Consider the following 23,623-nt stretch of genomic DNA (forward strand, 5'->3'; position numbering starts at 1 on the left):
TCGGACAACTTACGCATCCGCGTAATCAGCGAGGATCTGCCCGTACGTCTCGCCGAGCTGGGCAGGGCGGCGTCCTGGCACCATCATCTGGTCGACCCCGAGCGCGACGAGCTGGTCCAGATGGGCCCGGTCGGTTCCGCCCGTCGTCCACATCTCGATCTCAGCCGGATCGCGTCCCGCAGCCTCGGCGTACCTGCGGGCTGAGTCGAACAATTCCGCGAGCACCTCGGCTGGCCGTTCGGCCGGAAAGAAGACATCGCCGAGCTCGCCGGCGCGCCGGGCTGCGCGGTCACTGTGACCACCGACCAGGATCGGCACCGGCTGCTGGATCGGCTTGGGCTGGGAGTAGACAGGGTCGAAGTCCACGAACTCGCCGTGGAACTCAGCCTCCTCCTCCGTCCACAGCACCCGCAGCGCGGCGATGTACTCGTCGGTTCGGGCACCGCGGCGGTCAAAGGGCACGCCGAGCGCCTCGAATTCCTCTCTCAGCCATCCGACGCCGATGCCGAAGTCGAAACGACCGCCGCACAAACGGTCCAGCGAGGCGATCTCCTTGGCCAGGATCAGCGGATTGCGCTGGGGCAGGATGAGAATGCCCGTCGCCAGCCGGATACGTGACGTCACGGCGGCGGCGTACGCCAGCCAGATGAGCGGGTCCGAATGGTCGATCTGGCTTGCGCCCTTGAACAGCCGGCCGCCCTCGTCGTAGGGATAGGTGGAGCTGTACGACTTCGGCACCACCACATGCTCGATCGCCCACAACGAATCGAAACCGACTTCTTCCGCGGTCTGGGCGGTCTCGTGTGCAGCAGCGCCGTCAACGTTGCCCATCAAGTTCGCGGAAATCAGGCCGAATCTCATCTGGGAGCCCCCGTCCGCCGCGCTCGGACGGCGCAGCGGCGAACATCATGGCCGATCAGCGCCGATAGTTCCCGCCAACTGAAATTCACTTGCCGCGCGACGACCACCGGACTGGCATGACGAGCCGTGACCGACCGGGAGTTCCTGCGCCGACTCCGCCGCTACGCTCGCAAGCGTGGCATATTTGTCGTGGTCCAGCCAGACCGCGGCAAGGGCAGCCACGCCAGGGTCTGGCTCGGCGACAGGGCAACAACGTTGTCCAAGGTTGAACTGCAGCCCGGCAAGCTGCGGGCCATGCTCCGGCAGCTTGGCATCGACAAGGTGGAGTTCTGATCAATGAGGCACTCCTACCCATGCGAGGTAGTGCTGGATGACGAGGAGGCCGAGACCACGGGTCGCGAGGCCTACGTCGCAACTTTTCCTGACGTGCCACCCGCTATCACCGGCGGCTGGTCGGTGCAGGAAGTGAACGGCCACCTTCGGGACTGTCTCGAGACGGCGCTGAGCTTCTGCATCGACAACAACGAATCCCTGCCGGAGCCGGGCGAGTCCGAGCCCGGTCAGGTGCTCGTCGCAGTGTCAGCGCCAGTCGCAGCACAGTTCGCCCTCTATGAGGCCATGCGAGCTGAGGGCGTCACGGCAATCGAACTGGCGCGCCGCATCGGCATGCGCCCCTCACGTGCTCGTCGTCTCACCGACATCTTCCGCCCCGCCTCGCCCAGCGAGATCGAACGAGCGCTCGCCGCTGTGGGCCTGCACATGATCAGCGAAGTCGCCCCACTCGAACAGTGGACACCGAGCCCGGAGCCCGCCCCAGCCCTCTGAACCAGCCCGGCGTAGCCCCAGACGCCGCCGCAGTCCTCGGGCGGGCACACTCCATGGCCGCCGATGCTCGAGTCTCCGTAGCTGGTGCCGTCGCCTTCGCGGAATGCGTGCAGGTGGCAGTCCGCCCAGCCCATGGCTAGCTGGATGACAGCGTGAAGGTCACCCAGCGTGGCCTCGCCGGGCACTAAGACGCGTCGATCGATATCGACATGGGCACCCTCCAAGGTGATTTCCAACTCGTAGAGCTGCGTTGCTCTTGAGCCGACAAGCTTTGAATCATCCACCGAATCAACGAGTTGCAACACGCAGCAGCGTTGTGGCCCGCAGCGAAGCCGCTCAGGCGGCGGCAGCGGAAGTCAGCTCGGTGGCAGCCAGGCCAACCGGCGGGGCGTCCCATTCCTTGAGCACGGGAAGCACCTCGGTGGCAAACAGGTCGCTGTTGCGGCGCGCCTGCTGGCAGCGATCGATCATCAGCGGCGCACGGGTAAGGCCGCTACCCCGACTTCTCCCAAGCGGAATCGTCCATTCACTTCATCGCCCGATCACATTGCCGAACTCGCCGCCGCCGAGGCATTCGACTAGGCCTGTATCGGAGTTGTCCTCGGCGGCCACTGGCCGACGGCGGTGACGCCAGCGGTCAGCGCGTCAGTCAGGACTATCTATCGTGACTTGTATGAATCTCGGTGACCGACTCGCACTGCACGAACTTCCTGGCCGCTACGGCGACATCTTCGACGACCGGGATTGGGACCGCCTCGGGACTGTGTTCGTCGATGATGCTGCATTCGACCTGACCGATCTCGAAGGACCCCGCCTCGAAGGTCTCGAGGCGATACGGGAGTTCGTCGCCAACGATGTCGAGCACGTGCGAACGCACACAATGACCAACGTGTACGTCGACGAAACGCCCGAAGGCGCGGTGCTCCACTTCCGATTGCTGGCGCTGATCGGCGGCGGTCGGGTCGGCACCACGTCGTTCCGCGGCCTCGTCGTATCCACGACTGACGGCTGGCGCTTACGGCACCTCACCGTGAAGCGTCGCCGCGGCGTGTCTTAGCCCCGCGACGCCCTCGCCAGCGGCTGTGCAGCTACCGAAATGCGTCTCAGGGGATCCGTCGGCCGTGTCTGACTGGGTTGTGCCTGAACCACACGCTGTCATCGATGTGACAGTCGACGACGACGTGATGTTGAGCGTGCGCAGGCACGGCAACCTGGCGAGTCGATGCCGGGTGCTGCTGGGTCACGGCTGCGGCCTCGCGGCCGACGCATACCTGCCGTTCTGGTCTCAGCTCGCAATCCGGTACGAGATCATCGCATACGACATGCGCAGCCACGGATACAGCAGCCTCGGCCCGCTCGAGACGCTGAATGTACCCACGCTGGTCCGAGACAGCCAGTCCGTGTTCAGGACCGCGCAATCGGCCTTCGGAGAGAAGCCGACTGTCGGTGTACATCACTCGCTCGCCAGCGTCGTGGCGCTGCATCACGCAGCCCAAGAGCCGGATTTCGCCGCGCTCGTGCTCTTCGATCCCCCCGTTAGACCGACGGACGGTGCTCCAGACGACATCGAAGCCATCGGCCAATTCATGGCGCGCGCCGCCAGTCAGCGTCGCGAGCGATTCGATCATCCCCACCAGCTCGCAGAGAGCCTCGCCCGAAACCCTGCGTTTCAACTCGTGCCGCCAACCACACTCGAACTCTTCGCCCGCTCGACCCTGGTGGAAGACGCCGAGGGCTGGCGACTGCGCTGCCCACCCGAACACGAGACTGCGCTTTCCCAGTGGACCTTCGGGTTCACGATGCAACTTCCGGGCATCATCGGCCGCCTGCCGATACCAGTGAAAGTGATCGGCGGCGATCCGACTGTGCCATTCTCGTTTCTGCCGACCGTGGACATGTCCGAGCTCATAACCGTCGGTTATGACTTCGTTCCTGATCTCACGCACTTCTTGCAGGTCGAAGACCCAGAGATCACTGCGACGCTCACCATCGACTTTCTGGAGTCTCAGGGACTTGGCTCATAGCCGCTGCACGTCATAGCCAAGCTGCCGCCGTATTGCAACGGGCGCAGTACATGCCCCAGTCTTCGTCTACGGAATCGCAGGCTCCTGTAACGCCAATGGCACTGCGCATTCCAACGTAATCACCTCGAACCCGCTCGCCCGACCAATCCCGCATCGAGCGCTTGTGCGCAGGAACCGGCGCCGACGGCTGCGCACATCTCGGACTGCTATGCGGCCGCAGCTACCAACTCGGTGGCGGCGAGGCCCACCGGCGGAGCGTCCCACTCCTTGAGCACGGGAAGCACCTCGGCGGCGAACAGGTCGCGGTTACGGCGCGCCTCCGTCCAGTTCATACCGGCGAAGCAGAGGTTCGGGAAGAACGCCGCCATGTCGATCTTTTCCCTGATGACTTGGAGCTTCTCGAGCACCTGGTCGGGCGTGCCGTATGGCATCAACCGGGTGAAGTCCTCGGCTGCGCCGCGGGCGCCGTGGCGGTCGATGTACCTCGAGATGCCCTCGTAGAACTCGTAGCCCTTGACGCCTTCGTGCGGCCGCTTGGGACCGAACTCGTAGTGCTTCATCACCGTGCCGTAGTAGTTGCCGATGTGCTCCATCGCCTTCTCCTCGGCACGTTCCGCGTTGGTGTCGACCCAGCAGAACCCGCCCGACAGCGGGGGCGGGGGCGGCGCGGTGTGGTGCCTGGCCCACTCGCCGTGATAGGCGGCGAAGTCAGACTCGACAATCTCCCAAGGCTTCTGGGGGATCACCAGCAGCCCGATGCCCAGCTGCGCCATGAGCGGCATGCCTTCGGGCGACACAGCAGCGGCGTAGGTGCGGCCCTTGAAGGAATGCTCGGGCTTGGGGCGAATCTCGCGGCGAGGCTGGGTCACGAATTCGCCGTCGTGCTCCACGTAGCCCTGCTCGAGGCCTTCGATGAGCATCTTGGCGTACTCCAGGAAGCGCTCCCGGCTGGTGTTCATGTCGACACGGAAGCCCTCGTACTCGACGCGGGCCAGGCCGCGCCCGATGCCGAGGATGAGACGGCCGTCGGAGAGGTTGTCGAGCATGGTCACCTGCTCGGCGACGCGCATCGGGTCGTGCCAGGGCAGCACGATGACGGCGGTGCCGAGTTGCAGGTTCGTCTTGCCCGCAACCCAGGTCAGGAACTGCACTGGATCGGGGCACATCGTGTAGTCGGTGAAGTGATGCTCCACCGTCCAGATCGAGTCGAAGCCGAGATCCTCGGCTTCGGAGACCATGCGGATCTCCTGGTCCCAAACCTCTCGGTCCGGGAGTGCGTTCTCTGGGTTCTGGAAGACGGCCGAGTAACCGACGTGCATGACGTGCCCCCTGCTCATAGCCGCGTGCGTTGCGGCCAAAATCGAATGTTACGCAGATTCTCAAGCAACCGCAGCCGTGCAGGAACAGGAGGGAGTGATCGATGCACGATCGAGGGCCGCGCGATTAGCGTCAGACCGAATCGAACCAGGAGAACTTCGTCATGGAGACGGCAGCGGTTGCGCGCAGCATGCGCGGCTCAGTGGGAATGCTGGCGATGGACTGGTTGATGGACCCGTCCACGCTGGAAAAGGCTGCCCAACGCGGCATGGCAGAGGGCATGGGGGCGTATGCGACCGGCCGGCTGGGCGTGTTGGGCGAATGCCCTGTCGACAATGTCATCGGTGCAGCGTTCTTCTGGGCGCCGGAGAAGATGCGTTCGATGGTGGCGCAAGGACGGGCGGTCATGAAGCCGTCCGACGGAGCGCTGATCTGGGCCGACATCTGCGCCGAATATGGCGAGAAGCGGCTGGCAGGCATGGAGGGCGCTGAACGTCTCGGCGAGTTGCTCGAACCGGTCGTGGAGTCCGCCGTTCCCCAGGGCGCTCCGACATTCGTCGGCTGGCGAGACCTGCCACGGCCCGGCGAACCCGGGCCAGCCCGTGCGTTCTTCATGGCCCAGATCATGCGGGAGCTGCGCTTCGGTCGACACGCCGTCGCGGTTCAGGCGCTGGGCATGGGGCCGCTTGAGGCGATCCTGTCAGGCCCCGCGGGCGAGTGGAACGCCGAGTTCTTCGGTTGGGAGCGGCCGTATCCCGACGTCAGCCACCTCGCCGATGCGCGCGACGAGATCGAGTCGCTGACCGACAAGCTGCACGCCCCCGACTTCGAGTGCCTGACTCCCGACGAGCGCGCCGAAGTGCGAGAGCTCGCCAAGGCGGCCCGCTTCCACAACCCCGACGAGTAGCTGAGGCTGGGCGCTGCATTGCAGCGCTCAGTCGGTGAGAAGATCTTGGTGCTCGCCGAGGCGAGGCGCCCGCGTCGCGCGCCACGGCGTCGCCGAGAACTGGTAGGGCGCGCCCGGGTACGTGACAGGGGTGCCGTCGTGATCAATCTCGACAGGGAAGCCGCGGGCCACGAAGTGTTCGTCGGCGAGCATCTCCTCGGGTGAGTAGACGATGCCGCAGGCGAGGCCTTTCGCCTGCAAGCCGACGAAGAGCTCGTGCGCCCCGAGCCGCTCGGCCAGGAAGTTGATGGTGTCGCGCCCGGCGCCGAACACCTCGGCGCCGAGCGGATCTGCGTCGAGGTGCAAGATGTCGATCAGCTCGTAGGCCTCGCCCAGCTTCAGCAGTTCGGTGTAGGGGCACTGGTCAGTCAAGTCCAGCTCGGCAACCCACTCAGCCAGCGCAGCAAATTCCGGTCCGCGCCGAGGCGGCACCCCGGTGTTCAGCCAGCGCCCGTCCGCGCAACGAACCTGCGTGGGCTCGGAGATCTGCGGGAGCGCGTGACGGCCGGTCTGGCGCTGCACATCGACCTGCTGGTTCAGCCAGAAGTAGGTCGCGAACTCACAGGTCACGTTCGCGGCGGCGAGCATGGACACATCGATGAGCTGGCCGCGGCCCGAGTCTTCCCGCCATAACAGCGCGGCCACCAGCGTCGCGACGGCGTAGTGGCACGCCATCTGCAGGCCCTGATTCCCACCGCCTCGAACAGGAGGGATCGTGTGGTCGTCATAGCCGCACGACCACGCGGGACCCCCTTCGGCCAGCACAGTGAGATCAGTGGCCGGCGGGTCAGGTCGCTCGCGCCCGTTGTGAGTGATCGAGACCCAGATCAACCGCTCATTCGGCGCTTGCGAGGCGGCGGCGCCGAGCTGGTCCCAATCCAGACCGAGGGCATCGAGGCGCTCCAGCGGCTCCGCTTCGAGCACCACGTCCGCTGTTGCGGCGAGGCCTCTGAAGTCGGTTGCACCGTCGGCGGAGTCGAGGTCGAGAACCACCGACCGCTTGGAAGTGTTGTAGTGCCACCACCACAGGGCACTCTCGGGATCCGGACTGTCGCCTGCAAATGGCTCGTAGGCGCGCATCGGCGACCCGCCGGGCGGCTCCACGACGATCACATCGGCGCCCATGTCGGCAAGCAGCTTGCCCGCGAGCGCACATCGCTCCGACGTCAGCTCGATGACCCGGAGGCCGTCAAGCGGGCGTGTACCGACAGCCCAGGCCATTAGATGACGCCCTCTGCGGCCAGCGCAGCTAGCTCAGCATCTCTGCGGCCCAGCACCTCGCCGAACACGTAACGGTTGTCCTCGCCCAGACAGGGCGCGGCGCGGCCGATCGCCCAATCAGTCTCGGACAGGCGAACCGGCAGGCCCTCGACACGGGTGTCGCCCACCTCCCGGTGCGGCACCGTGACCCACAGCCCCCAGTCCGTGGTACGCGGATCGCCGTCGATGCGTTCGCTGGGGCGCAGCACCGGTGCCGCGGGTACGCCCGCGGCAATGAGGTGCTGCGAGACATCGTGCCTGACCCGCGTCGCCGTCCACTCCCCAACCAGGCGCTCCAGCTCGTTCTCCTGCGCCAATCGGCCGGCGAGGCGAGTCCATCGCTCGTCGGCGGTCCACGGCTCGTCGACGGCATCGGCAAGTCGCTGCCAGTCCTCGTCGTTGCGGACGGCGATCGCCGCCCACTCGTCGTCGCCGTTGCACGCAAAGATGCCGTGGGGCGCCATCGCCGGCGACTGCGAACGGTTGCTGTTGGGCATCTCGGGCCGACGCGCTGGCCGGCCATTCACGGAGAAGTCCAGCGATGCTGCGCCGTGAAGGGTTCCCGCCGCCTCGATGCAGGCCAGGTCCACCCACTGGCCCTCGCCGGTGCGCCGACGATGAAACAGCGCCATGCCGATCGCAATCGCCATGTAGTAGGCGCCGGTGTGATCCATGAACGAATAGCCCCAGCCGGCAGGCGGCAGATCGGGCAGGCCGGACTGGAATGTCAGGCCGGATACCGCCTGGGCAATCGGGCCCCACGACCGGAAGCTGGCATAGGGACCATTCGCACCGAAGCCGCTGTTCGAGACGTAGACGATGTCGGGCTTGATGGCACACAGCGCCTCGTAGCCGAAGCCGAGGCGGTCCATCACACCGGCTGCGAAATTCTCGGTGACCGCGTCGCTGACCGCGACGAGTTCAGCGAGCAGCTCCTTCGCCCGGTCGTCTCGCAAGTTGAGCGTAATACCCAGCTTTCCGGCGCTGTGATTGTTGAACGAGCCCCCGGCTTCGATGCCGCGGTGCTCGCCCACGAACGGCTGGGTGCCCCGCAGGATGTCCCAACGGCCCTGCCGCACGGGGTCTTCAATGCGGATCACCTCCGCACCGAGGGCCGCCAGGATCTTGGTGGCGCCAGCGCCCGCAAGCTGCCCGGTGAAGTCGCAGATGCGGATGCCAGCCAGCGCTCCGGGTTCGGGCTTCGGCCACACCGGCGAACGGTGATCGGGTGCGATCACGGCACAAGATCGCGCATCGGCGTGCGCCCACGGCCGGGCTCGTTCGCCAGCGCTCGTGCACTCCGCTGGCAGTCCTCCAGCGCGTCCCGCAACGTCGCTGTCCACGCAGTCATGTCAGGTCGCCGGGCGCGCCCCCCGTCTGGCCCGCTCGGCGGTGCCAGGGGTTCGCCCACCACGATCGCCACCTGTGTCCTCTTGGGGAACTTCGCGCCGCTGGGCATGGCCTCGCGTGTGCCGGCGACTCCCACAGGCAGCACTGGAGCCCCCGACTTGGCCGCCAGCCACGCAGTGCCATCGAAGATGGGGCCGATGTCATCGGAGGGCTGTCGCGTCCCTTCAGGAAAGACCAGCATCGCCGCGCCGTCTCGCAGCAATTGCAGCGCTGCACGCATTGCGTCGAGGTCGGCCTCGCCGCGCCGCACTGGGAACGTCCCGATCGAGCGCATGAACCAGCCGAGCGGCTTGGGATGGAAGAGCTCCTCTTTGCCCAGGTAGCGAACTTGATGATGGGTGAGGCTCCCGACGAGTGGGCCGTCGAGGTGGCTGCGGTGGACGGGCGCGTAAATCAATGGGCCGTTCGCTCGCAGGCGCTCCTGCCCTGTGGCGCGCACCCGGAACATTCGGTACAGCACGATGCGAATGAGCCCGCGCGCCGCCCGCCACGCCCGATAGCCGGCCGTGCCGTCGGCGGCCAGCAAACCTCCTGGGCCGCGCAATCTCCATCTGTTCGCCCGTCTCGCCACACAGTGATTCTGGCGTTTCGAAGGCACCGCGCGACGACATGGGGACCGCGCAAGAAAGGTATGCAAGAAATGGCGAATACCGCGAACACTTTTTCTGCGGTCAGACTTACAGTGAAGTCATGACCCGACTGACGATCCCCGATCACGCCGAGATCCGTCGGCAACGGATCGCACGTCGGCGTCGGATCGACGGACACACCGTCTGCACCCGCCCGTCGCAGCCAAGCGAGCTGTGCCGGCGCATGCTGAAGGTGCTCACCGCCGTCCGGCGCCCGCCCTGCGGTTACTGAGACCGACGAACCCGCCGACCGCCAGTCGGCGGGGCCTCGCGGCATCACTACGCTCGTGCCCGCGAACAGCGGGGGTTTGACAGCATGCCAGTACCGACAGACATGGTGGGCGAGGTGATCGGGCCGGTCACCCATGATGTGGACGCCCGCTGGACGATGGCCTACTCAGCGTCGCTGGACGACACCCACGATTGCTATTTCGACACGCTTTCTGACGACGGCGTCGTGGCGCACCCGATGTTCGCGGTGTGTCCCGAGTGGCCGGCCATCGTGGCAGGCCGTGACGTTTCGGCCCGCTGGGGCATCAGCCTCGACGAGATCCGGCGCTCGGTGCATGCCACGCACGACTTGACCGTGCACCGCCTGGTGCGACCGGGCGACCGGCTGACGACCAGCCTCACCTACTCCGGCATGGAGCAACGCAAGCCGGGCACGTTTCAGACGATGCGGCTCGACACCGTCGACGCCAACGGCGACCCGATCGCAACGACGTATCAGGGCGGCATCTACCTCGGCGTCGAAACCGTCGGCCCCGATCGCCCCGACCCTGACGCGCCCGCAGAGCCGGATTTCAGCGATCTGCCAGCCGAGCCTCTCATTGAGCTTCCGACGCCCGTGGCTCACGGAGCGGCACATGCCTACACGGAGTGCGCTCGCATCTGGAATCCGATCCACACCGACGCCGCCGTCGCGCGCAAGGCCGGGCTGCCCGGCATCATCCTGCATGGCACCGCCACCCTGGCTCTCGGCGTCTCGGCCGTCGTCGACGCGGTTGCCGACGGGGATCCGAACCGGGTTCGCCGCATCGTCTGCCGCTTCCGCGCCATGGTGCTCATGCCGTCGACGATCACGGTCCGGATTCACGACCTGACACCAGTGACCGGCCTCGGAGATGCCGCCGAAGCAGCCCGTTTCGAAGTGCTGAACGCCGAAGGCGGCCCAGCAGTAGACCGCGGCGTGATTCTGCTGAGCGGCTGAGCCGTCAGCGGACGAGCACACGACTGGTCTTCACCCGTACGAACCATGCAAACCATTGTACACTTATGACATATTTGTCGTATAGCTGACTGCAAGAGATAAGTATGTCATATCCGCTTTTTCATCCTCGTCATGACGCGCCTGTTCCGATGGTGATGACTGCCGAGGATCTTCGTGCCGCATTTCCGGCAGAAAGCGAGCACGTCGAATTCAAAGAGGGGCTGTCGGTCAAGGAGTTGCGCCGCGCGATCGTGGCGTTCTCGAACACCGACGGCGGCGTGATTCTGCTCGGCGCTAGCGACGACGGCACGGTGAAAGGCTTCGTGCTCACCTCGAAAGGCAGCGCGCAGCTCAACAACAACGTGTTCGGAGGGGTGGTCAACCCGGGTCGCTACGAAGTCCGCCAAATCGCAGTCGATGACAAGCCGGTCGTAGTGGTTTCGATCGCAAACCGTACCGAAGGCTTCGCTCAGCTCTCCGACGGCAGCGTCCTCGATCGCTTCGGGGCTTCGAACCGTGCGTTGCTCGGCGAAGATCTGATCCGGCTCGTCAGTCGGCGCTCTCTGGGGCGCTTCGACACCACACCGACGGGAATTCCGCTGAGCAGCGCCGCCCCCGAACTCGTTGACCAGTTGGCTTCGGCGTGGGGTTGGCACACCGACGGCAGAACGGAGCGGATGATCGAGCACGGTCTGGTCGCACTCGAAGGTCCCGAGCCCAGACTCACGGTCGCCGGGGCGTTACACCTGCTGCCTGAACCCCACGCCGTGCTGGGAAAGGCCTACATCGAGATCTTCCGCTATCGAGGCGAGGCGACCGAGCCGGATCGACGCATCGAAATCATGGGACCGATCGCCGACCAGCTCGAAGCAGCTACCTCGGCCGTCTTGGATGAAGTCGGCATCGACTACGTCGTGATTGGCACGCTGCGCCACGATCTGCCACGCCTGCCCGAAGTCGTCCTGCGAGAGGCAATCGCGAACGCAGTCGCGCATCGCTCCTATGAAGCGAATGGCACCGCGGTCCGCATCGAGCTTCACGATGATCGGGTGGTCGTGACCTCTCCAGGCGGTTTGCCGGAGCCAGTCACGGTCGCGAATATCCGGGAACAGTACGCCGCCCGGAATTTGGCCGTCATTGACACGCTCCGACGCTATGGACTGGCCGAGGACGCCGGTCGCGGTGTGGACGTCATGCAAGACGAGATGGCCGAACATCTCCTGGAACCGCCGGAGTTCCTCGACAACGGCGACTCGGTATCGGTCACCCTTCGCACGGTCGGTGCGGTGACACCGCTCGAGCGGGCATGGGTAGCCGAACTCGAACAGCGGGGATCGCTCGCTGGGGCCGACCGATTGGTCCTGGTTCACGCAGCACGGGGCGTTGAGCTCACCAATTCAGTCGTGCGTGACATCCTCGGCGTCGACAGCGTGCAAGCGCGTCAGGCACTTCAGCGCTTGCGGGACGCGAGGTTGCTGACTCAGCTCGGCCAGCGCGGCGGCGCGACGTATGTCGCCAGCGACGAACTCGGCGCGCCGGCAGGATTGCGACTGTCCGACGACGAGATCGACACGTTGGTTCTCGCTCTTGCTCAAGAAGGCCCGCTCACGAACACAGCGGTGCGTGAGCGGTTGACCGTGGACCGCCTACAAGCTCTGCGCTTTCTGAGTCGGCTTGTATCTACCGGCCAGCTGGTGCGACATGGTCAGCGGCGAGGTACCTACTACACGCTGCCGGGCCCGCCCGGTTAGTGGTTATGACATAGTTGTCAGTTGCTGACAAGAACTTGCTAACTATGTCATAAAGGGCCCATCATGCCCCAGAGAAGCGCAATCGCGGGCGGCCCAGAGGTAGACCGCGGCGTCATTCTGTTATCTCGCTGACGGGCGGGGAGTCGCCCAGGGTCGACGGCACTTCGGTGTCGTAGAGCCACATCTCGACCAGTTCCACGGCTCCTGCACCGGCCAGTTCTTCCACGACGGCCAAGAACTCGGCGGTGTTGGTCGTGCCCCCAGCTGACGATTCGTAGTGGCGTCGCAAGATGTCGAAGAACACGTCGTCGCCGACGCGGCGGTGCAGGGCATGCAGCGTCAGCATCGCCCTCCGATACACCGCGTTGAAGTCGAACAGCTGCGCCACCGTGATGCCGCCGGGCGGTGCTGCTCCCGCAAACGTCGCCGTCTCCAGCTCTCGAGCCATGAGAGCCTCCAGATCCTCGCCTTGCACCTCAGCTAGGTACAGGAAGCTCAGGTAGTGAGCGAAGCCCTCATGCAGCCAGATGTCGCTCCAATCAGCCACGGTCACCGAATTGCCGAACCACTGGTGCGCCAACTCGTGGGCGATGATCTGCGAGCCGAGCGTCTGGGTGCCATGCAGCGAGAGCGTCTGGTTCTCCATGGCGAAGCCCAGGGTGAACGGCATCACGATCGTGCCGTAGGCATCGAACGGGTAGGGGCCGAGCAACCCCTCGAAGTACTCGATGGCTCCAGGTGTGATCGACAGCGCCTCGAGCGTCGCTTGCCTCTCAAGCTCGGACAGCGATCCCGGGATGTAATCCCGGATGAGCAGGTCATCGCGGGACGCTTGGGCGTGGCGCTCAAATTCGCCGACATACACCGCTGCCAAGTACGGCGCCATCAGATCGTCCATCTGCCAGGTCGCGGTACGACGGTCGTTGAGCACGATCTCGTCAACGAGAAGCCCGTTCGAAGCTGCCGTCAGGTGTTCCGGCACGGTAATGCGGATGGTAAAGGTCGCTTTGTCAGTGGGGTGATTGTTTGACGGGAACCACGTCATCGAGCCCGACGGCTCGTTGGAGGTGAAGACCACGCCGTTGACGCCGAACCAGCCGATGCGAACGAACGGCACACCAGGATCTCTGATTCGTTCGGGTGTGCCCGCATAGGCCACTTCGACCGTGAAGCTTGCGCCGGCGGGGATTGACTCCGTCGGCTGGACAATCAGCTCGACCCGCTCGCGGGCGAAGCCGACTGGGACGCCGTCGACCTTCACCGTGCTCACCTCGAGGCCGGAGAGATCGAAGTAGATCGTCGTGAGATCCTCAGTCGCTACGGCGTGAACAGTTGTCAGGCCGTCGATCGTGTTGGCGACGGGATCCACATCGAGCGAGAGGTCGTAGTGGGTGACGTCATAGCCGCTGTTGCCGAGCCACGGGTAGAAGCTGTCGCCTGCGCCGGCGCCGGGTGGCGGCACTGCGGTTGACTCGTCTTCGGGGACCGCTGGCAGCGTTGTGGTCGACGTGGTGGACTCTTCCGGCTCGGCGACCGTCGTGGTTGGCACCGGCAGTGCCGTGGTCAGCGGGGGCGCCGCCGTCGTGGACGGGACGACGACAGCGGTGGTCGTCATTGCCGGCGGGGGCAGGGTGGTCTCAGCGCGCTCGACATCGGCGGCACTGCACGCCGAGATGGCCAACGCCACCGCTGCTGCAATCGCCAGTCCTGGCGCCACGCCGCGCATCGGCGTCATCCTCTCAGGCGTTGGTCGCGGCGCACGGTCACGCCCGCTGGATCATCGGAAGCGCCGATGCGCAGTTCGGTTAGCTCAGGTGCTCAGCAAAGTGAGCAAGCGTGCGCTGTTTGGCGGTGCCGGCGGCATCAGGGTGGAAGCTGGCGCGGGCGTCGCAGTTGAAGCCGTGGTCTGCGCCGTCATAGATGTGAACGGCGACGTGGGGCCAGCGCTCAGCGATGGCGTTCACGTTCTCCAGCGGGATGCCGTGATCTTCCGAGCCGAAGTGCAGCAGCAGCGGCGCGGCGGGCCGCTCTTCGAGGTGCGGAATGATCTGGCCGCCGTAGTAACCGGAGGCCGCCGCGATCTGGTCGGACAGACGGGCCGCTGCCACGTAGCAGACCGTCCCGCCCCAGCAGTACCCGACGACGCCGACCTTGCCGCCTTCGGAGGCGCAAGCCGCTGCGGCCGAAACATCGGCCATGACCTGTTCCATCGTCAGGTCGTCGAAGGCGATCTTGCGGCCCACGTCGATGCCTTCGGCGTTGTAGCCCAACTCGACTCCCGAGCGCACCCGGTCGAACAGCGCCGGCGCCACCGCCAGATAGCCGTCCGCTGCATACCCGTCGGCCACGCCGCGAATGTGGCCGTTGACACCGAAGATCTCCTGCACCACCACGACGCCGCCCTTCGGCGCGCCCTCAGGCTCAGCCCGGTAAGCACTGAACGTCACACCATCAGAAGCTGTCAATTCGATCGTCTGTCCCATGGCGCCATTGTCTACCGCACCCGCCCGCGATCATCGGTGCTGCGCCTGTGGGAGATTGCGATTTCGTGCGCACTCACCACAGGAGCATGAGACCTTCGGCCACGGCGGCATCGGTGAGCTGCTCATCAAAGCAACCGAATGGACATCTGCCGATGAGGCGAGATGCGGCCAGCGCCGAGGCAAGCTGCACAGCGTCGTAGGCACGAAGCGGGTGACGGGCTACGAGGTCGATTGCTGAGCGAAGGATGTCTTCGCCTACCTCGATGAGAACGGTGTCGCTTTCTCGGGTGGATGCGGAGATGTCAGTCAGGAATCGCAGGCACAAGATCTGAGCGTCGGTTGCGGAGATTTCACCGACGCGATGCTTGCGCCATAACGCGGCAGGGACCTCGACAGCAGCCAGGTCGCTGGCGATCACCGGCTCCGAGACGGCTTGCACCAGGTCGCTTTCCGGCTCGTTGGCGTAGCGCTTGACGAGAGCGGATGAATCGAGGAATGCCGTCACCGATTGGCGCGAACCAGTTCAGACAGCGGTGTTCCCTGACCGGCTCGTTGGCGGGCGGCGGCAACCGCGTCGTCATCGGGTCGCACAATGTCGCGAGCTTCAAAGTCAGAGAGAAGGCCAGCGAGTCTGAGGCGCGATCTGATCTCCTCGATTGCATTCGATGAGAGTGAGGGGTCAGTTGCCGCCTGCGCTATCCGGGTGAGGTACTCGTTCATCGAGATGCGCTGATCCTGGGCACTGATCTTTATCCGAGCGACGAGCTCATCGTCTGCTCGCCAAGTGATCTGCTGCATGACTGCATGGTAGCAGTCATGCTGTCACAGCGAATCACCGCCGAAGAGTCTGTCGATCGATTGGCCAGGTAGTTCGCGTGTTGGGGACGCGCTCGATGCTGATGCAATACAGGGCAGCGCGTGTTCGGTGCGGGAGTTGTCGGGCGTTTCGCGCTTTGGCGTGGGTATGGGGCGGCTGCTGCGGCGAGGCGGCGGACCCTGCGGACGGTGTTCAGGCTGCTGGCTGCGTCTCGTGCGGCGTCGTGGCGGTCGGTGGTTTGTGTGGTGTGGCGGCGGTCACAGCGGGCGGTGCGACTGGGGGCAGTGACAGCAGTTGTGAGGTGTTGGCGGGTGCTGACTGGTGTGGGGCGCGGTGTTTGGGTTTGCATGAGCGGGCGGGGTTCGGTGGCTGTGCAGGGTCGGGGGGCATGAGCCGATAGCGGCCGTCGCGCAGAAATACGTGCCAGTTGTGGTCGTGTATGCGGTCGTGGCAGGACCAGCACACCAGCACGAGATTGTCGACATGTGTCTTGCCGCCGCTTTTCCACGGGATGACATGGTGCGCTTCGCATTCGAGCGGCAGCGCGCCGCAGCCGATGCAGGTCCCGTCTCGGGCGACCAAGGCGCGGCGTTGCGCTGCGGTGGGCGCGCGCCGTGCGACGGTCTCGAATAGCGGGGTGAGCGTGTCGCCGAAGATCTCCACCCACACGTCGGAGTTGCACGCGAGCCGTGCGAGGGTGCCAGGCGGGATCGGGCCGACACCGCAGATCTCCGCGAACCCACCGGGCTGATCAGTCAAAGCGGCCAAGTCGGCGCGCACGATGATCTCCGCGGCGGCCTTGCGCCCAACGGCCGGCGGCACCACTGCTGAGAGCGTCGGCTCGGACTGACCGATCCCTTCGGCATCGCCGTTTCGGCCCGGTCGTGGGCTGTCAGTGTCGGGCGGTCTCAGCAGGTCTGGCTGCGGCGGGAGGTTCGTGTCGGGTCGCTGGTCGGCTGGTCCGGCCTGTGCTGGGGGTGTGCGAACGCCTTGTGGTGTTCCAGGCGGCGGCGCCTGCACAGCAGCGAGCCGAGCGGTTTGTGCTGGCGGTGTGCGAACGCCCTGTTGTGCTGTTGTGCCAGCGGATTGTGCTGTTGTGCTGGCGGATTGTGCGGCTGCGCCGGCGGCCAGGAGCGTGTCGAGCGCGTCGGCCATGCGCTGGTCTGTGGTGCGCTGCTCTATCGCGGGCCCAGCAGCACCGCCGCCGCTGCCTTTGCTGCTGTTGCCGTTGTCGTTGTTGTCGCGGCCAGCGATTCGGTTGGGGTGCTGGGCTCGGCGGCGGTCGGCTTGGCGGTGTTGTTCGGCTTGTCGGCGCAGCCGCTGCTGGATGCGGGCGCCTGTTTCGGCGTCGAAGGTGCCGCGCATCTGCACCGACCCGTCGTCGCCGTTCCAAAAGCGCACGTGTCGGTTGCGTCGGTTGCGGCGATGCTGCGCCGCGAGATCGGCGGCGTCTTGGTGCTGGGCTTCCCAGCGGCGAGCAGCGTGGGCGAACTCGTCGGCTGGCAGGGTCTTGGCGAGCCCGATCAGCCCAGGGTCGTGTTGCACTGCGCCAGGGCTGGTCTTGCGCGCTGCGCGAGCGAGCCTGGCCGCGTTCTCCAGGCTGATCTGGCCCGCCGCGACACCCGCGTCCGCGTCGGGGATCGAGGTAAGCTCGGCGCCGGTACGCACGTTGCGCGCAGCGTCGGAGCGCGACAGGCCGCTGTGCTCGCTCAGCAGCCCTGCGCCGCCGTCGCCGTGGTTCTCGCGGCGGGCGACCAGCGCGGCGGCTTTGGTTTCGAGCAGCTCGACGCGGCTGCGCAGCTGCTTGGACAGCGACAGGGTGCGGCGCAGTTGGTCGCTGGGCGCGGCCTCGATGCCGTCAAGAGCAGTGGTGAGGTGGCCGAGCGCCTGCTCCACATGAGAGAACATGTGTTCACTCTATTGGGAGGGTGTCACAAACACACGTTCTCGATCCAATCAGACCATTACAATTATATTACATACTTTTTCATAGTATGACAGTGCTTCACGCTGGCACCGGCGAACCGCCCCCGGCCGCGGCGGGACCGCGATCTGGTCATCATCGTGCGCCGTCGATCCCGCATCTCTTGCTCGCAGCGTTGGCAGAACTTGCGGGGCTCACCATCCTGCACGTCGACAAGGTGTTCGAACTCATCGCGGAGATCACCGACCAGCCCGTCGAACGGCTTGCGATCAAACCGCCTAGTGAGTTGAGCCAGACCCGGGATGGAGACTTGTGTCTCCCTCATGCTCATCAAAGGCGTCCGCCAGCCACCGCAAGCGTGCCGCCACGACCCGTCTAGGCGCCGTCGGCACGTAGTGAGGATCGGCAGTCCCAGGATCGGCACGCACTAGCGCTCGTAGCCACGAACTGCCGAGGAAATCCAATGCCGCCGCAACCTCGGCGCTGAGCGCATCACCGCCCAGCGAAGCCTTCGTTGTAAGCGAGAATCGCACCAGCTGTTGATTCGCTGGGCCAAAGTCCGCCGCTATGTCACTGACGGCCTCGACAACTTGCGCGAGCAGGTCCCGACGTACGACAGCCTGAGCGCGCGCAGCGGCGATGGGGCTGAGATCGACGGCGCCCCCTCGTGGCTCACCTTCGGCATCTGCAAACAGCCAGAAGTAGTCGGCTGCAGGCAATGGCACTCGAGCGTGATCGCGGCACAAGCCCGCAAGCTGATCGGCACTCAGAACGGCCACCGAGGCTCCAGCCGCGAACTGCAAGAGTCGAGGACGTGGGCTCGGTCCGACAAGCATCGAGAACGCAGCCGCATGCTTCTCCCGGTGCAGTGCCAGTGCTGGCCATGTGACTTGAAGGTCGGCGAGCTTGCCATTCGTCGCAGCTTTCGCATCAACCGCCACCATGTAGCTCCACGATGTCGGGGAATCCGCTCTTCGAGCTTCGGGGGGTTGGATCCCCGTGAGCAGCACGTCGGTTTGCCCAGGGCCGCTCATGTGCTCAGCACTGAATCCCAAGTGCGCGAAGGCATCGCGCACAGCGAACTCAAATTCCTGGTGCTTGGAGCCATCGCACGACAGAGACACCAGCCGATCACCAATCTCGGCACCTAGATCATGGGTGGAACGATGCAACTTCGTGTTGAGCGCAGTGGGTTTCTCGCCTCGTGCTCCATTCGCGCCGAACTCGCCGTCTTCTTGTGCGTCGTCGTGCGTTGTCCCGGCTACGGACCCGGGCGGCGGATCACCGAGTGCTGGAGCAGACTCTGTCGTCGGTCGATACAACTCGATGCGTTCCAAGAACTCCAGCCCCGCTGATGTTGCCTGGTACGTATTGCCGGGCTGTTGCTGTGCGAAGCCAGCGGACCTCAACCATCCGAGTCGGTACGCGATCTGCGAGTCCTTCTGCCATCCGAAGCCGTATCTGTCGTTGGCAGTCTTGAGTAGTGACTTTCGTGTTCGCGGTAGTCGCACCTCGTGAATCAACTCACCGACGAGCCTCAGGTTCGCGTGCATGGTTCCGACGACGAAGTCCGCGCGCCGCGTTTCTAGCCAGCGAGCGCTGGGCGAGGTGAGGGCGATGCGGTCTGGAGTCTTCTCTAAGAGGCCGTACTTCTGCAGCCCCTGGATCTGAACTAACGCCACATAGGCATCCAGCGAGTAAGCCGCCATGTAGCGCTGCTGTAGTTCATTTTGATCCAGCCGGTCATCGCGGCACTGCTGCAGAATCCAAGCCAAGGTGTCGAAGTACCGCCTGTACCCACCGGCAAGTGGCAGCACGCCATTTGCGCGCTGCTCCCACGGCTTGACCGGGGGCAGCTCCGCGGTGAGGTCGTCCGACAAGGGGCTACGAGAGGCCCATGAAGCGGCGTGCGTTGGTGTAGACGACTTCGTTGCGCAGGCTGCTCACTTCGTCGTCGAAGCCTTCGAATGTTTCGTTCAGCTCGGCCAGAGCGCCGGGGAACGTGCAGTCGTAGTGCGGGTAGTCCGAGCCCCATACGACGGTGTGCGCGAGGCCCATCGCCGCGACCTGCTCGAAGGCCTCGCCCTCGCCGGCCTCCATGGTCACGAAGCACTGCTCGGAGAAAATCTCGGTGGGGTCACGCTTCAACCGTGGCACCAGGTGGCCCATGGCTTCTTTGTGCTCATCGAGACGGTCCAGCCAGTACGGCAGCCAGCCCAGGCCCGACTCGAAGAAGCCGACCCGCAGCAGGGGATGGTCGTCGAGGACGCCCGAGGCCACCATCTCCATCACCGAGGCCATCTGCTCGAACGGATGGCACACCATGTGGACGTAGAACTGGTTTTCGTAGCGGGTCTTGGCGAAGCTCGGCATCCCCGAGCCGAAGCTGCCGTGAATAGCGACCGTCAGGTCGTGATGCTCGGCTGCGGACCACACTCGGTCCATGTCGGGGGAGAACAGCTCCAGCCCGCCGTAGCGCTCCGGGCGGAACGTAATCCCCGTCAGACCGGCGTTCGCGACCTCTTCAATGACCGCCACGGCGCCGTCTACGGACTGCAGCGGGCACACGCCCACGCCAAAGAGACGGTTCGGATCTTCCGACACGAAGTCGGTCATCCAGCGGTTGTAGGCACGGGCGTTCTCGACGGCGACCTCGGCGTCGTTGATGTCGCCTGAGATCAGCATGAGCGACGGGAACATGAGCGCCGCGTCGAGACCTTCGTCGTCCATGACCGACAGGCGTGCTGCTGGGTCGTAGCTGCCCGGCACGATGTCGTTCCAGGTGACCTTGGTGCCGTACGCATGCGGGATGCACGCCGGCGCGATGCCGTTGCGCAGCTTCTTTCCTTCGGCGAACGCGGCGTCGGTGCCGTCGTCCAGGATCCGGCACTGCATGATCCGGTCGCGGAACTTCGGATCGGCGTATTCCTGCCACACCGACGGCGGCTCTGCGATGTGCGCATCAGCGTCGTACACCGGCACTGTCCCGTTTGATGCCAGCGGTCCAAGTCCCTTGCGTGTCTGCGTCATGGCCATGTCACGGCCTCCCCGTTGCCCCAGTGCGTCCATTCTGCCCCACCCCCGTAATCGGCGCGGAACGACGCCGGGTTACCGCAGTTCGGGATGCCGCTCGGGAGCTGGAACTTCGAAGCAGCGATCAGTCGGCGTACAGCGCTCGAAGGCCGCGGCTGACAGCCGGGCCGACCACGGTGTTGTGGTTCTCTCCGGGGAAGACGTGCCAGGTGAGGTCGATGTTGCGGTACCCGCGGGCCGAGAACTGGTCCCAGAACTTGGCTTGGGGCGAGTACTCGTCGGTCTCGTTCTCCCCCATCGACATGAACACCTTGACATCCGGATCGCCGCCAGCAGCAGCGTGCTCGGCTTCGAGGCGGAACATGACCTCGTAGTCCCACCACACCGACGGGCTCGCAAGCAGGTAGCGAGCAAACATGTCCGGAGAGTTGAAGAGCACGTGAAGCCCGAACAGCGCCGTGAACGAGTGGCCGACGTAGGTGGTCTCGCCGACGTGGTACCGGTCTCGCAGCAGCGGCATCACGTCGCTGGTGAGCCACTGTCGAAACGGTTCGGCCCCACCCGTCTCAGCGGCAGGCGCCCGGATGCCGGTCATCGGCGGGGCCTCGGCCGGCGTCACCGTGTAGTCGATTGCCCGCAAGTCGAGCATCTCGCGCATGTCGGTGGTGTCGTGCGCGATGCCCGCGACCACGCAGCGGGGCGTCTCCCGGGACATCGACAGGATCCGGGTCGTGTCCACTGCGGTGCCGAAGGTCCATGGCGCGTCGCAACAGACAACGAGCGGGTACGGCCGGGAAGCGTCTGCCCGGTAACCCATCGGCAGCGCCACCCACAACTGGTAGGTCCGGTCGGCGTCGCGACGGTGGAGGATGTGGGTCTCGATGGGCCAAGCGGCCGAGTCACGCACGGCGGGGATGTTATTGGCGGCGCGTGATCATCGTCAGGCCGTCGCCGATGGGGAGCATCACGCTGCGCGCCCGGTCGTCCGCTGCGACGCGGTCGTTGAATGCCCGCATGGCTTCGGTGCCATCGTCGTCTCGGGCGGGATTGGCAACCGTTCCGCCCCATAGCACGTTGTCCACGAGAATCACCCCGCCCGGCGAGAGCCGCCCGAAGATCTCCTTGTAGTAGTCGATGTAGCTGGACTTGTCGGCGTCAATGAACGCCAAGTCGATCTGGGGTTCGGCCGGCAGGCCCCGCAGCGTGTCCAGCGCCGGCCCGATGCGCAGGTCGATGCGATCAGCCACACCTGCTCGCTCCCAGTAACGGCGGGCAACCGAGGTCCATTCCTCGGACACATCGCAGCAGATGAGTTCGGCACCCGGTTCGAGCGCACTCGCAACGCAGAGTGCTGAGTAGCCCGTGAACGTGCCCACCTCGACAGCGAGCCGGGGGCGCAACGCCGTCGTCAGCACGCTCATGAACGCCCCCTGCAGCGGGCTGATCTGCATGCCCGCAACCCGCCCAAGCGTTGCCGTCTCGGCAATCAGCTCCCGCTGGACCGCCGTCGGCTGCAGCGAGTGCGCTGCCGCGTATGACGCAATTCGATCTTCGATGAAGGCGCTCTGGCGAGACACGGCGACGAGGGTAGGTCGCCAAGATTCCCGTCTGCTCCGCTCACTTGTGCGCACACGCCGTCCCCTGCACGCCCTGTCGCGAGCACGGCCCCAGAATCCCAGGGAGACATCGGCAGCTGCCGATGTAACGTCCCGACCGATATGGAGCCCAGCGAGTTGATCGCAGAATTTGGACGGTGCGTAGAGAGACACGCCGCGACCCTGCTCATAGGAGCGGGCCTCTCACGTGATGCTGGCTTCCCAGACTGGTCGGGTTTGCTCGAACCAGTACGCGAGCGTCTCGAACTCGACGATGCGGTCGATCTCACGCTTCTCGCCCAGTATTACGTCAACATCCACGGTGAGGATGCGCTACAAGATCGTTGCCGAGGTGAACTCGTCAGAATTGGCGAGCCGGCGCCGCGTCGAACCCACGAACTCCTTGCTGCTCTGCCATTGCCAGAAATCTGGACAACCAACTTCGACAGCCTGATCGAGCGGGCATGCGGCGACGGGGTCCGCTGTTTGGTCAGCGACGACGACTTCATCGACGACACCACGGCATCGTTGAAGCGCATTTACAAGATGCACGGCTGCGCATCGACGCCAGCACAACCGCTCGTGCTGGCGCGTGACCAATTCGTCCGGTACCCCGACACGCACCAGCGCTTCTGGTCGCTGCTACAAGCGACCTTCTTGACCAAGAGTTTCTTGTTTCTGGGATTCAGCTTCGAAGATCCCAATTTCGAACAGATCTTTCGCCTCGTGCGGCGCATGCGAGGTCGCGCCCTCAGGCCGCACTTCGCGCTGATGAGAAGACCCGACCAGCGCACGGCGCTCTTTGGCCACCGACTGCGTGACCTCCAAGAAGTCGGTATTCGGGTGGCTGTGGTCGACGATCACGCTGCGATCGAGCCGCTCATGCGGCAACTCGTTGTGCGATGCCGACCGACTCGCCTCTTCATTTCCGGCTCGCCCGCCGGTCCCAAGCCTGAAGAATCCGGTGACACTTACCCTTCGATCGAACTCGACGAGACACTCGCCGCGTTTGCAAGCCTGCTTGGCAGGTCCCTCGCCGAGCACGAGATCAGTCTGAGCGCCGCAGGCAAGTTCGGCGCTCAAGCCGGTTATGAAGTCCTCAGTCACTTGCAGGCGCAGGGCGACTATGAGGCGGAGCGGTTCACACTGCTACGCCGGAGCAAACTCGAACCGCTCAGTGAGCCGAGTCAGAGACGCGGCAGCATTGTGTTCGAAGGTTCGACCGGCGGCGAGCTGCGTACCGTTGCGTTTGCGAACGTACGCGCCATTCTCGCCGTAGGCGGCGGCCCTGGGGTGAGTCAAGAAATTGCACTAGCCAACGAACACGGCCTTGGGGTCATACCCGTCGCCAAGTTCGGCGGCGCGTCGCTCGACGAGTGGTCCCGGATCGATGCCGACTTCAATAGCTACCGCTTGGGTGGGTTGCCGGTGCCGCGCAACCTCTTCTTGCAGCTCCGTGACGGCGCAGACGTCGAATGCGCTCACTCCGCCGCTCGGCTATCCGCGCAGGCGCTCTATTTGGAAGGGTCAACGTGAGA

General features: G+C 65.1%; 24 protein-coding genes and 2 pseudogenes. 10 read left to right on the forward strand and 16 right to left on the reverse strand.

What is annotated here, in order from left to right; genetic code table 11:
• Positions 1–9: 9 nt before the first annotated feature.
• Complete coding sequence (locus ACOQPH_RS12305; RefSeq protein WP_420621672.1) at positions 10–861, reverse strand: LLM class F420-dependent oxidoreductase; 852 nt, start codon at positions 859–861, stop codon at positions 10–12.
• Between the two features lie 126 nt (positions 862–987).
• Here ACOQPH_RS12305 and ACOQPH_RS12310 point away from each other — a divergent pair, with 126 nt between their 5' ends.
• Both ACOQPH_RS12310 and ACOQPH_RS12315 read left to right on the forward strand, forming a co-directional pair.
• Positions 988–1,194, forward strand: a complete 207-nt coding sequence (locus ACOQPH_RS12310) for a type II toxin-antitoxin system HicA family toxin (protein WP_420621673.1) — start codon at positions 988–990, stop codon at positions 1,192–1,194.
• 3 nt (positions 1,195–1,197) lie between these two features.
• Positions 1,198–1,686 (forward strand): type II toxin-antitoxin system HicB family antitoxin, encoded by a 489-nt coding sequence (locus ACOQPH_RS12315; protein ID WP_420624390.1) that lies wholly within the window; start codon positions 1,198–1,200, stop codon positions 1,684–1,686.
• 134 nt (positions 1,687–1,820) lie between these two features.
• Here the strand turns inward: ACOQPH_RS12315 and ACOQPH_RS12320 are convergent.
• Together ACOQPH_RS12320 and ACOQPH_RS12325 are read right to left on the reverse strand one after the other, a co-directional pair.
• Positions 1,821–1,991, reverse strand: a pseudogene (locus ACOQPH_RS12320) (IS1096 element passenger TnpR family protein); the annotation flags it as partial.
• A gap of 31 nt (positions 1,992–2,022) precedes the next feature.
• Positions 2,023–2,157 (reverse strand): hypothetical protein, encoded by a 135-nt coding sequence (locus ACOQPH_RS12325; RefSeq protein ID WP_420621674.1) that lies wholly within the window; start codon positions 2,155–2,157, stop codon positions 2,023–2,025.
• Positions 2,158–2,359: 202 nt separating this feature from the next.
• Here ACOQPH_RS12325 and ACOQPH_RS12330 point away from each other — a divergent pair, with 202 nt between their 5' ends.
• Both ACOQPH_RS12330 and ACOQPH_RS12335 read left to right on the forward strand, forming a co-directional pair.
• Complete coding sequence (locus ACOQPH_RS12330; protein WP_420621675.1) at positions 2,360–2,743, forward strand: nuclear transport factor 2 family protein; 384 nt, start codon at positions 2,360–2,362, stop codon at positions 2,741–2,743.
• Between the two features lie 64 nt (positions 2,744–2,807).
• On the forward strand, positions 2,808–3,710 hold the full coding sequence (locus ACOQPH_RS12335) for an alpha/beta fold hydrolase (protein ID WP_420621676.1): 903 nt from the start codon (positions 2,808–2,810) through the stop codon (positions 3,708–3,710).
• A 206-nt stretch (positions 3,711–3,916) separates the two neighbouring features.
• Here ACOQPH_RS12335 and ACOQPH_RS12340 read toward each other — a convergent pair whose 3' ends face one another.
• The gene (locus ACOQPH_RS12340; protein WP_420621677.1) at positions 3,917–5,047 is read right to left on the reverse strand and encodes an LLM class flavin-dependent oxidoreductase; all 1,131 of its coding nucleotides are present in this window, start codon (positions 5,045–5,047) and stop codon (positions 3,917–3,919) included.
• 143 nt (positions 5,048–5,190) lie between these two features.
• On the opposite strand from ACOQPH_RS12340, the gene ACOQPH_RS12345 reads away from it, so the two are divergent.
• Complete coding sequence (locus ACOQPH_RS12345; protein ID WP_420621678.1) at positions 5,191–5,934, forward strand: helix-turn-helix domain-containing protein; 744 nt, start codon at positions 5,191–5,193, stop codon at positions 5,932–5,934.
• Positions 5,935–5,961: 27 nt separating this feature from the next.
• On the opposite strand, the gene ACOQPH_RS12350 is transcribed toward ACOQPH_RS12345, so the two are convergent.
• From ACOQPH_RS12350 to ACOQPH_RS12360, 3 genes are read right to left on the reverse strand one after another with little or no spacing between them, the layout of a single operon-like run.
• A complete protein-coding gene (locus ACOQPH_RS12350) occupies positions 5,962–7,194 on the reverse strand; it encodes a CaiB/BaiF CoA transferase family protein (protein ID WP_420621679.1) in 1,233 nt (410 codons plus the stop codon).
• Positions 7,194–8,444 carry a CaiB/BaiF CoA transferase family protein gene (locus ACOQPH_RS12355; protein ID WP_420621680.1) on the reverse strand — a complete coding sequence of 417 codons (1,251 nt, stop codon included), beginning with the start codon at positions 8,442–8,444 and terminating at the stop codon, positions 7,194–7,196. The genes ACOQPH_RS12350 and ACOQPH_RS12355 overlap by 1 nt, the downstream gene beginning before the upstream one ends.
• Positions 8,445–8,467: 23 nt before the next feature.
• Positions 8,468–9,214 carry a lysophospholipid acyltransferase family protein gene (locus ACOQPH_RS12360; protein WP_420621681.1) on the reverse strand — a complete coding sequence of 249 codons (747 nt, stop codon included), beginning with the start codon at positions 9,212–9,214 and terminating at the stop codon, positions 8,468–8,470.
• A gap of 119 nt (positions 9,215–9,333) precedes the next feature.
• On the opposite strand from ACOQPH_RS12360, the gene ACOQPH_RS12365 reads away from it, so the two are divergent.
• From ACOQPH_RS12365 to ACOQPH_RS12375, 3 genes are all read left to right on the forward strand, one after another.
• Positions 9,334–9,504 (forward strand): hypothetical protein, encoded by a 171-nt coding sequence (locus tag ACOQPH_RS12365; protein ID WP_420621682.1) that lies wholly within the window; start codon positions 9,334–9,336, stop codon positions 9,502–9,504.
• 84 nt (positions 9,505–9,588) lie between these two features.
• Positions 9,589–10,482, forward strand: coding sequence for a MaoC/PaaZ C-terminal domain-containing protein (locus ACOQPH_RS12370; protein WP_420621683.1), 894 nt, complete (start codon positions 9,589–9,591; stop codon positions 10,480–10,482).
• A gap of 149 nt (positions 10,483–10,631) precedes the next feature.
• Complete coding sequence (locus ACOQPH_RS12375) at positions 10,632–12,233, forward strand: ATP-binding protein (RefSeq protein ID WP_420621684.1); 1,602 nt, start codon at positions 10,632–10,634, stop codon at positions 12,231–12,233.
• A 112-nt stretch (positions 12,234–12,345) separates the two neighbouring features.
• On the opposite strand, the gene ACOQPH_RS12380 is transcribed toward ACOQPH_RS12375, so the two are convergent.
• The 5 genes from ACOQPH_RS12380 to ACOQPH_RS12400 all read right to left on the reverse strand — a co-directional run bounded on the left by ACOQPH_RS12380 (position 12,346) and on the right by ACOQPH_RS12400 (position 17,441).
• Complete coding sequence (locus ACOQPH_RS12380) at positions 12,346–13,959, reverse strand: M1 family aminopeptidase (RefSeq protein WP_420621685.1); 1,614 nt, start codon at positions 13,957–13,959, stop codon at positions 12,346–12,348.
• Positions 13,960–14,038: 79 nt separating this feature from the next.
• A complete protein-coding gene (locus tag ACOQPH_RS12385) occupies positions 14,039–14,716 on the reverse strand; it encodes a dienelactone hydrolase family protein (protein ID WP_420621686.1) in 678 nt (225 codons plus the stop codon).
• Between the two features lie 73 nt (positions 14,717–14,789).
• Entirely contained in the window at positions 14,790–15,221 is a 432-nt protein-coding gene (locus ACOQPH_RS12390; protein ID WP_420621687.1) for a type II toxin-antitoxin system VapC family toxin, read from the reverse strand.
• On the reverse strand, positions 15,218–15,514 hold the full coding sequence (locus tag ACOQPH_RS12395; protein ID WP_420621688.1) for a transcriptional regulator: 297 nt from the start codon (positions 15,512–15,514) through the stop codon (positions 15,218–15,220). Before ACOQPH_RS12395 ends, ACOQPH_RS12390 begins: the two co-directional genes overlap by 4 nt.
• A 211-nt stretch (positions 15,515–15,725) precedes the next feature.
• On the reverse strand, positions 15,726–17,441 hold the full coding sequence (locus tag ACOQPH_RS12400) for an HNH endonuclease signature motif containing protein (protein ID WP_420621689.1): 1,716 nt from the start codon (positions 17,439–17,441) through the stop codon (positions 15,726–15,728).
• Between the two features lie 146 nt (positions 17,442–17,587).
• Between ACOQPH_RS12400 and ACOQPH_RS12405 the strand changes: the two are divergent.
• Positions 17,588–17,740: pseudogene (locus ACOQPH_RS12405) on the forward strand (VapC toxin family PIN domain ribonuclease); the annotation flags it as partial.
• On the opposite strand, the gene ACOQPH_RS12410 reads toward ACOQPH_RS12405, so the two are convergent.
• The 4 genes from ACOQPH_RS12410 to ACOQPH_RS12425 form a co-directional block, all read right to left on the reverse strand.
• Complete coding sequence (locus ACOQPH_RS12410; RefSeq protein ID WP_420621690.1) at positions 17,736–19,337, reverse strand: hypothetical protein; 1,602 nt, start codon at positions 19,335–19,337, stop codon at positions 17,736–17,738. The pseudogene ACOQPH_RS12405 and the gene ACOQPH_RS12410 overlap by 5 nt on opposite strands.
• 4 nt (positions 19,338–19,341) lie before the next feature.
• The gene (locus tag ACOQPH_RS12415; RefSeq protein WP_420621691.1) at positions 19,342–20,526 is read right to left on the reverse strand and encodes an amidohydrolase family protein; all 1,185 of its coding nucleotides are present in this window, start codon (positions 20,524–20,526) and stop codon (positions 19,342–19,344) included.
• A gap of 88 nt (positions 20,527–20,614) precedes the next feature.
• The gene (locus ACOQPH_RS12420; protein ID WP_420621692.1) at positions 20,615–21,397 is read right to left on the reverse strand and encodes an alpha/beta hydrolase; all 783 of its coding nucleotides are present in this window, start codon (positions 21,395–21,397) and stop codon (positions 20,615–20,617) included.
• Between the two features lie 10 nt (positions 21,398–21,407).
• On the reverse strand, positions 21,408–22,067 hold the full coding sequence (locus ACOQPH_RS12425) for an O-methyltransferase (protein ID WP_420621693.1): 660 nt from the start codon (positions 22,065–22,067) through the stop codon (positions 21,408–21,410).
• A gap of 255 nt (positions 22,068–22,322) precedes the next feature.
• Between ACOQPH_RS12425 and ACOQPH_RS12430 the strand changes: the two genes are divergently transcribed.
• Positions 22,323–23,621 (forward strand): SIR2 family protein, encoded by a 1,299-nt coding sequence (locus tag ACOQPH_RS12430; protein ID WP_420621694.1) that lies wholly within the window; start codon positions 22,323–22,325, stop codon positions 23,619–23,621.
• Positions 23,622–23,623 lie beyond the last annotated feature (2 nt).

The organism is Candidatus Poriferisodalis sp., assembly GCF_965221945.1.
In the GTDB taxonomy this organism is placed as follows: Bacteria; Actinomycetota; Acidimicrobiia; order Acidimicrobiales; family Poriferisodalaceae; genus Poriferisodalis.

Excerpts from the sequence above, each read along its gene's own strand:
- ACOQPH_RS12330 (WP_420621675.1), top strand. The coding sequence starts at position 2,360 with ATGAATCTCGGTGACCGACTCGCACTGCACGAACTTCCTGGCCGCTAC.
- ACOQPH_RS12370 (WP_420621683.1), top strand. The coding sequence starts at position 9,589 with ATGCCAGTACCGACAGACATGGTGGGCGAGGTGATCGGGCCGGTCACC.
- ACOQPH_RS12380 (WP_420621685.1), bottom strand. The coding sequence starts at position 13,959 with ATGCGCGGCGTGGCGCCAGGACTGGCGATTGCAGCAGCGGTGGCGTTG.
- ACOQPH_RS12350 (WP_420621679.1), bottom strand. The coding sequence starts at position 7,194 with ATGGCCTGGGCTGTCGGTACACGCCCGCTTGACGGCCTCCGGGTCATC.
- ACOQPH_RS12305 (WP_420621672.1), bottom strand. The coding sequence starts at position 861 with ATGAGATTCGGCCTGATTTCCGCGAACTTGATGGGCAACGTTGACGGC.
- ACOQPH_RS12345 (WP_420621678.1), top strand. The coding sequence starts at position 5,191 with ATGGAGACGGCAGCGGTTGCGCGCAGCATGCGCGGCTCAGTGGGAATG.
- ACOQPH_RS12395 (WP_420621688.1), bottom strand. The coding sequence starts at position 15,514 with ATGCAGCAGATCACTTGGCGAGCAGACGATGAGCTCGTCGCTCGGATA.
- ACOQPH_RS12375 (WP_420621684.1), top strand. The coding sequence starts at position 10,632 with ATGGTGATGACTGCCGAGGATCTTCGTGCCGCATTTCCGGCAGAAAGC.
- ACOQPH_RS12400 (WP_420621689.1), bottom strand. The coding sequence starts at position 17,441 with ATGTTCTCTCATGTGGAGCAGGCGCTCGGCCACCTCACCACTGCTCTT.
- ACOQPH_RS12315 (WP_420624390.1), top strand. The coding sequence starts at position 1,198 with ATGAGGCACTCCTACCCATGCGAGGTAGTGCTGGATGACGAGGAGGCC.
- ACOQPH_RS12415 (WP_420621691.1), bottom strand. The coding sequence starts at position 20,526 with ATGGACGCACTGGGGCAACGGGGAGGCCGTGACATGGCCATGACGCAG.
- ACOQPH_RS12385 (WP_420621686.1), bottom strand. The coding sequence starts at position 14,716 with ATGGGACAGACGATCGAATTGACAGCTTCTGATGGTGTGACGTTCAGT.
- ACOQPH_RS12365 (WP_420621682.1), top strand. The coding sequence starts at position 9,334 with ATGACCCGACTGACGATCCCCGATCACGCCGAGATCCGTCGGCAACGG.
- ACOQPH_RS12325 (WP_420621674.1), bottom strand. The coding sequence starts at position 2,157 with ATGATCGATCGCTGCCAGCAGGCGCGCCGCAACAGCGACCTGTTTGCC.
- ACOQPH_RS12340 (WP_420621677.1), bottom strand. The coding sequence starts at position 5,047 with ATGAGCAGGGGGCACGTCATGCACGTCGGTTACTCGGCCGTCTTCCAG.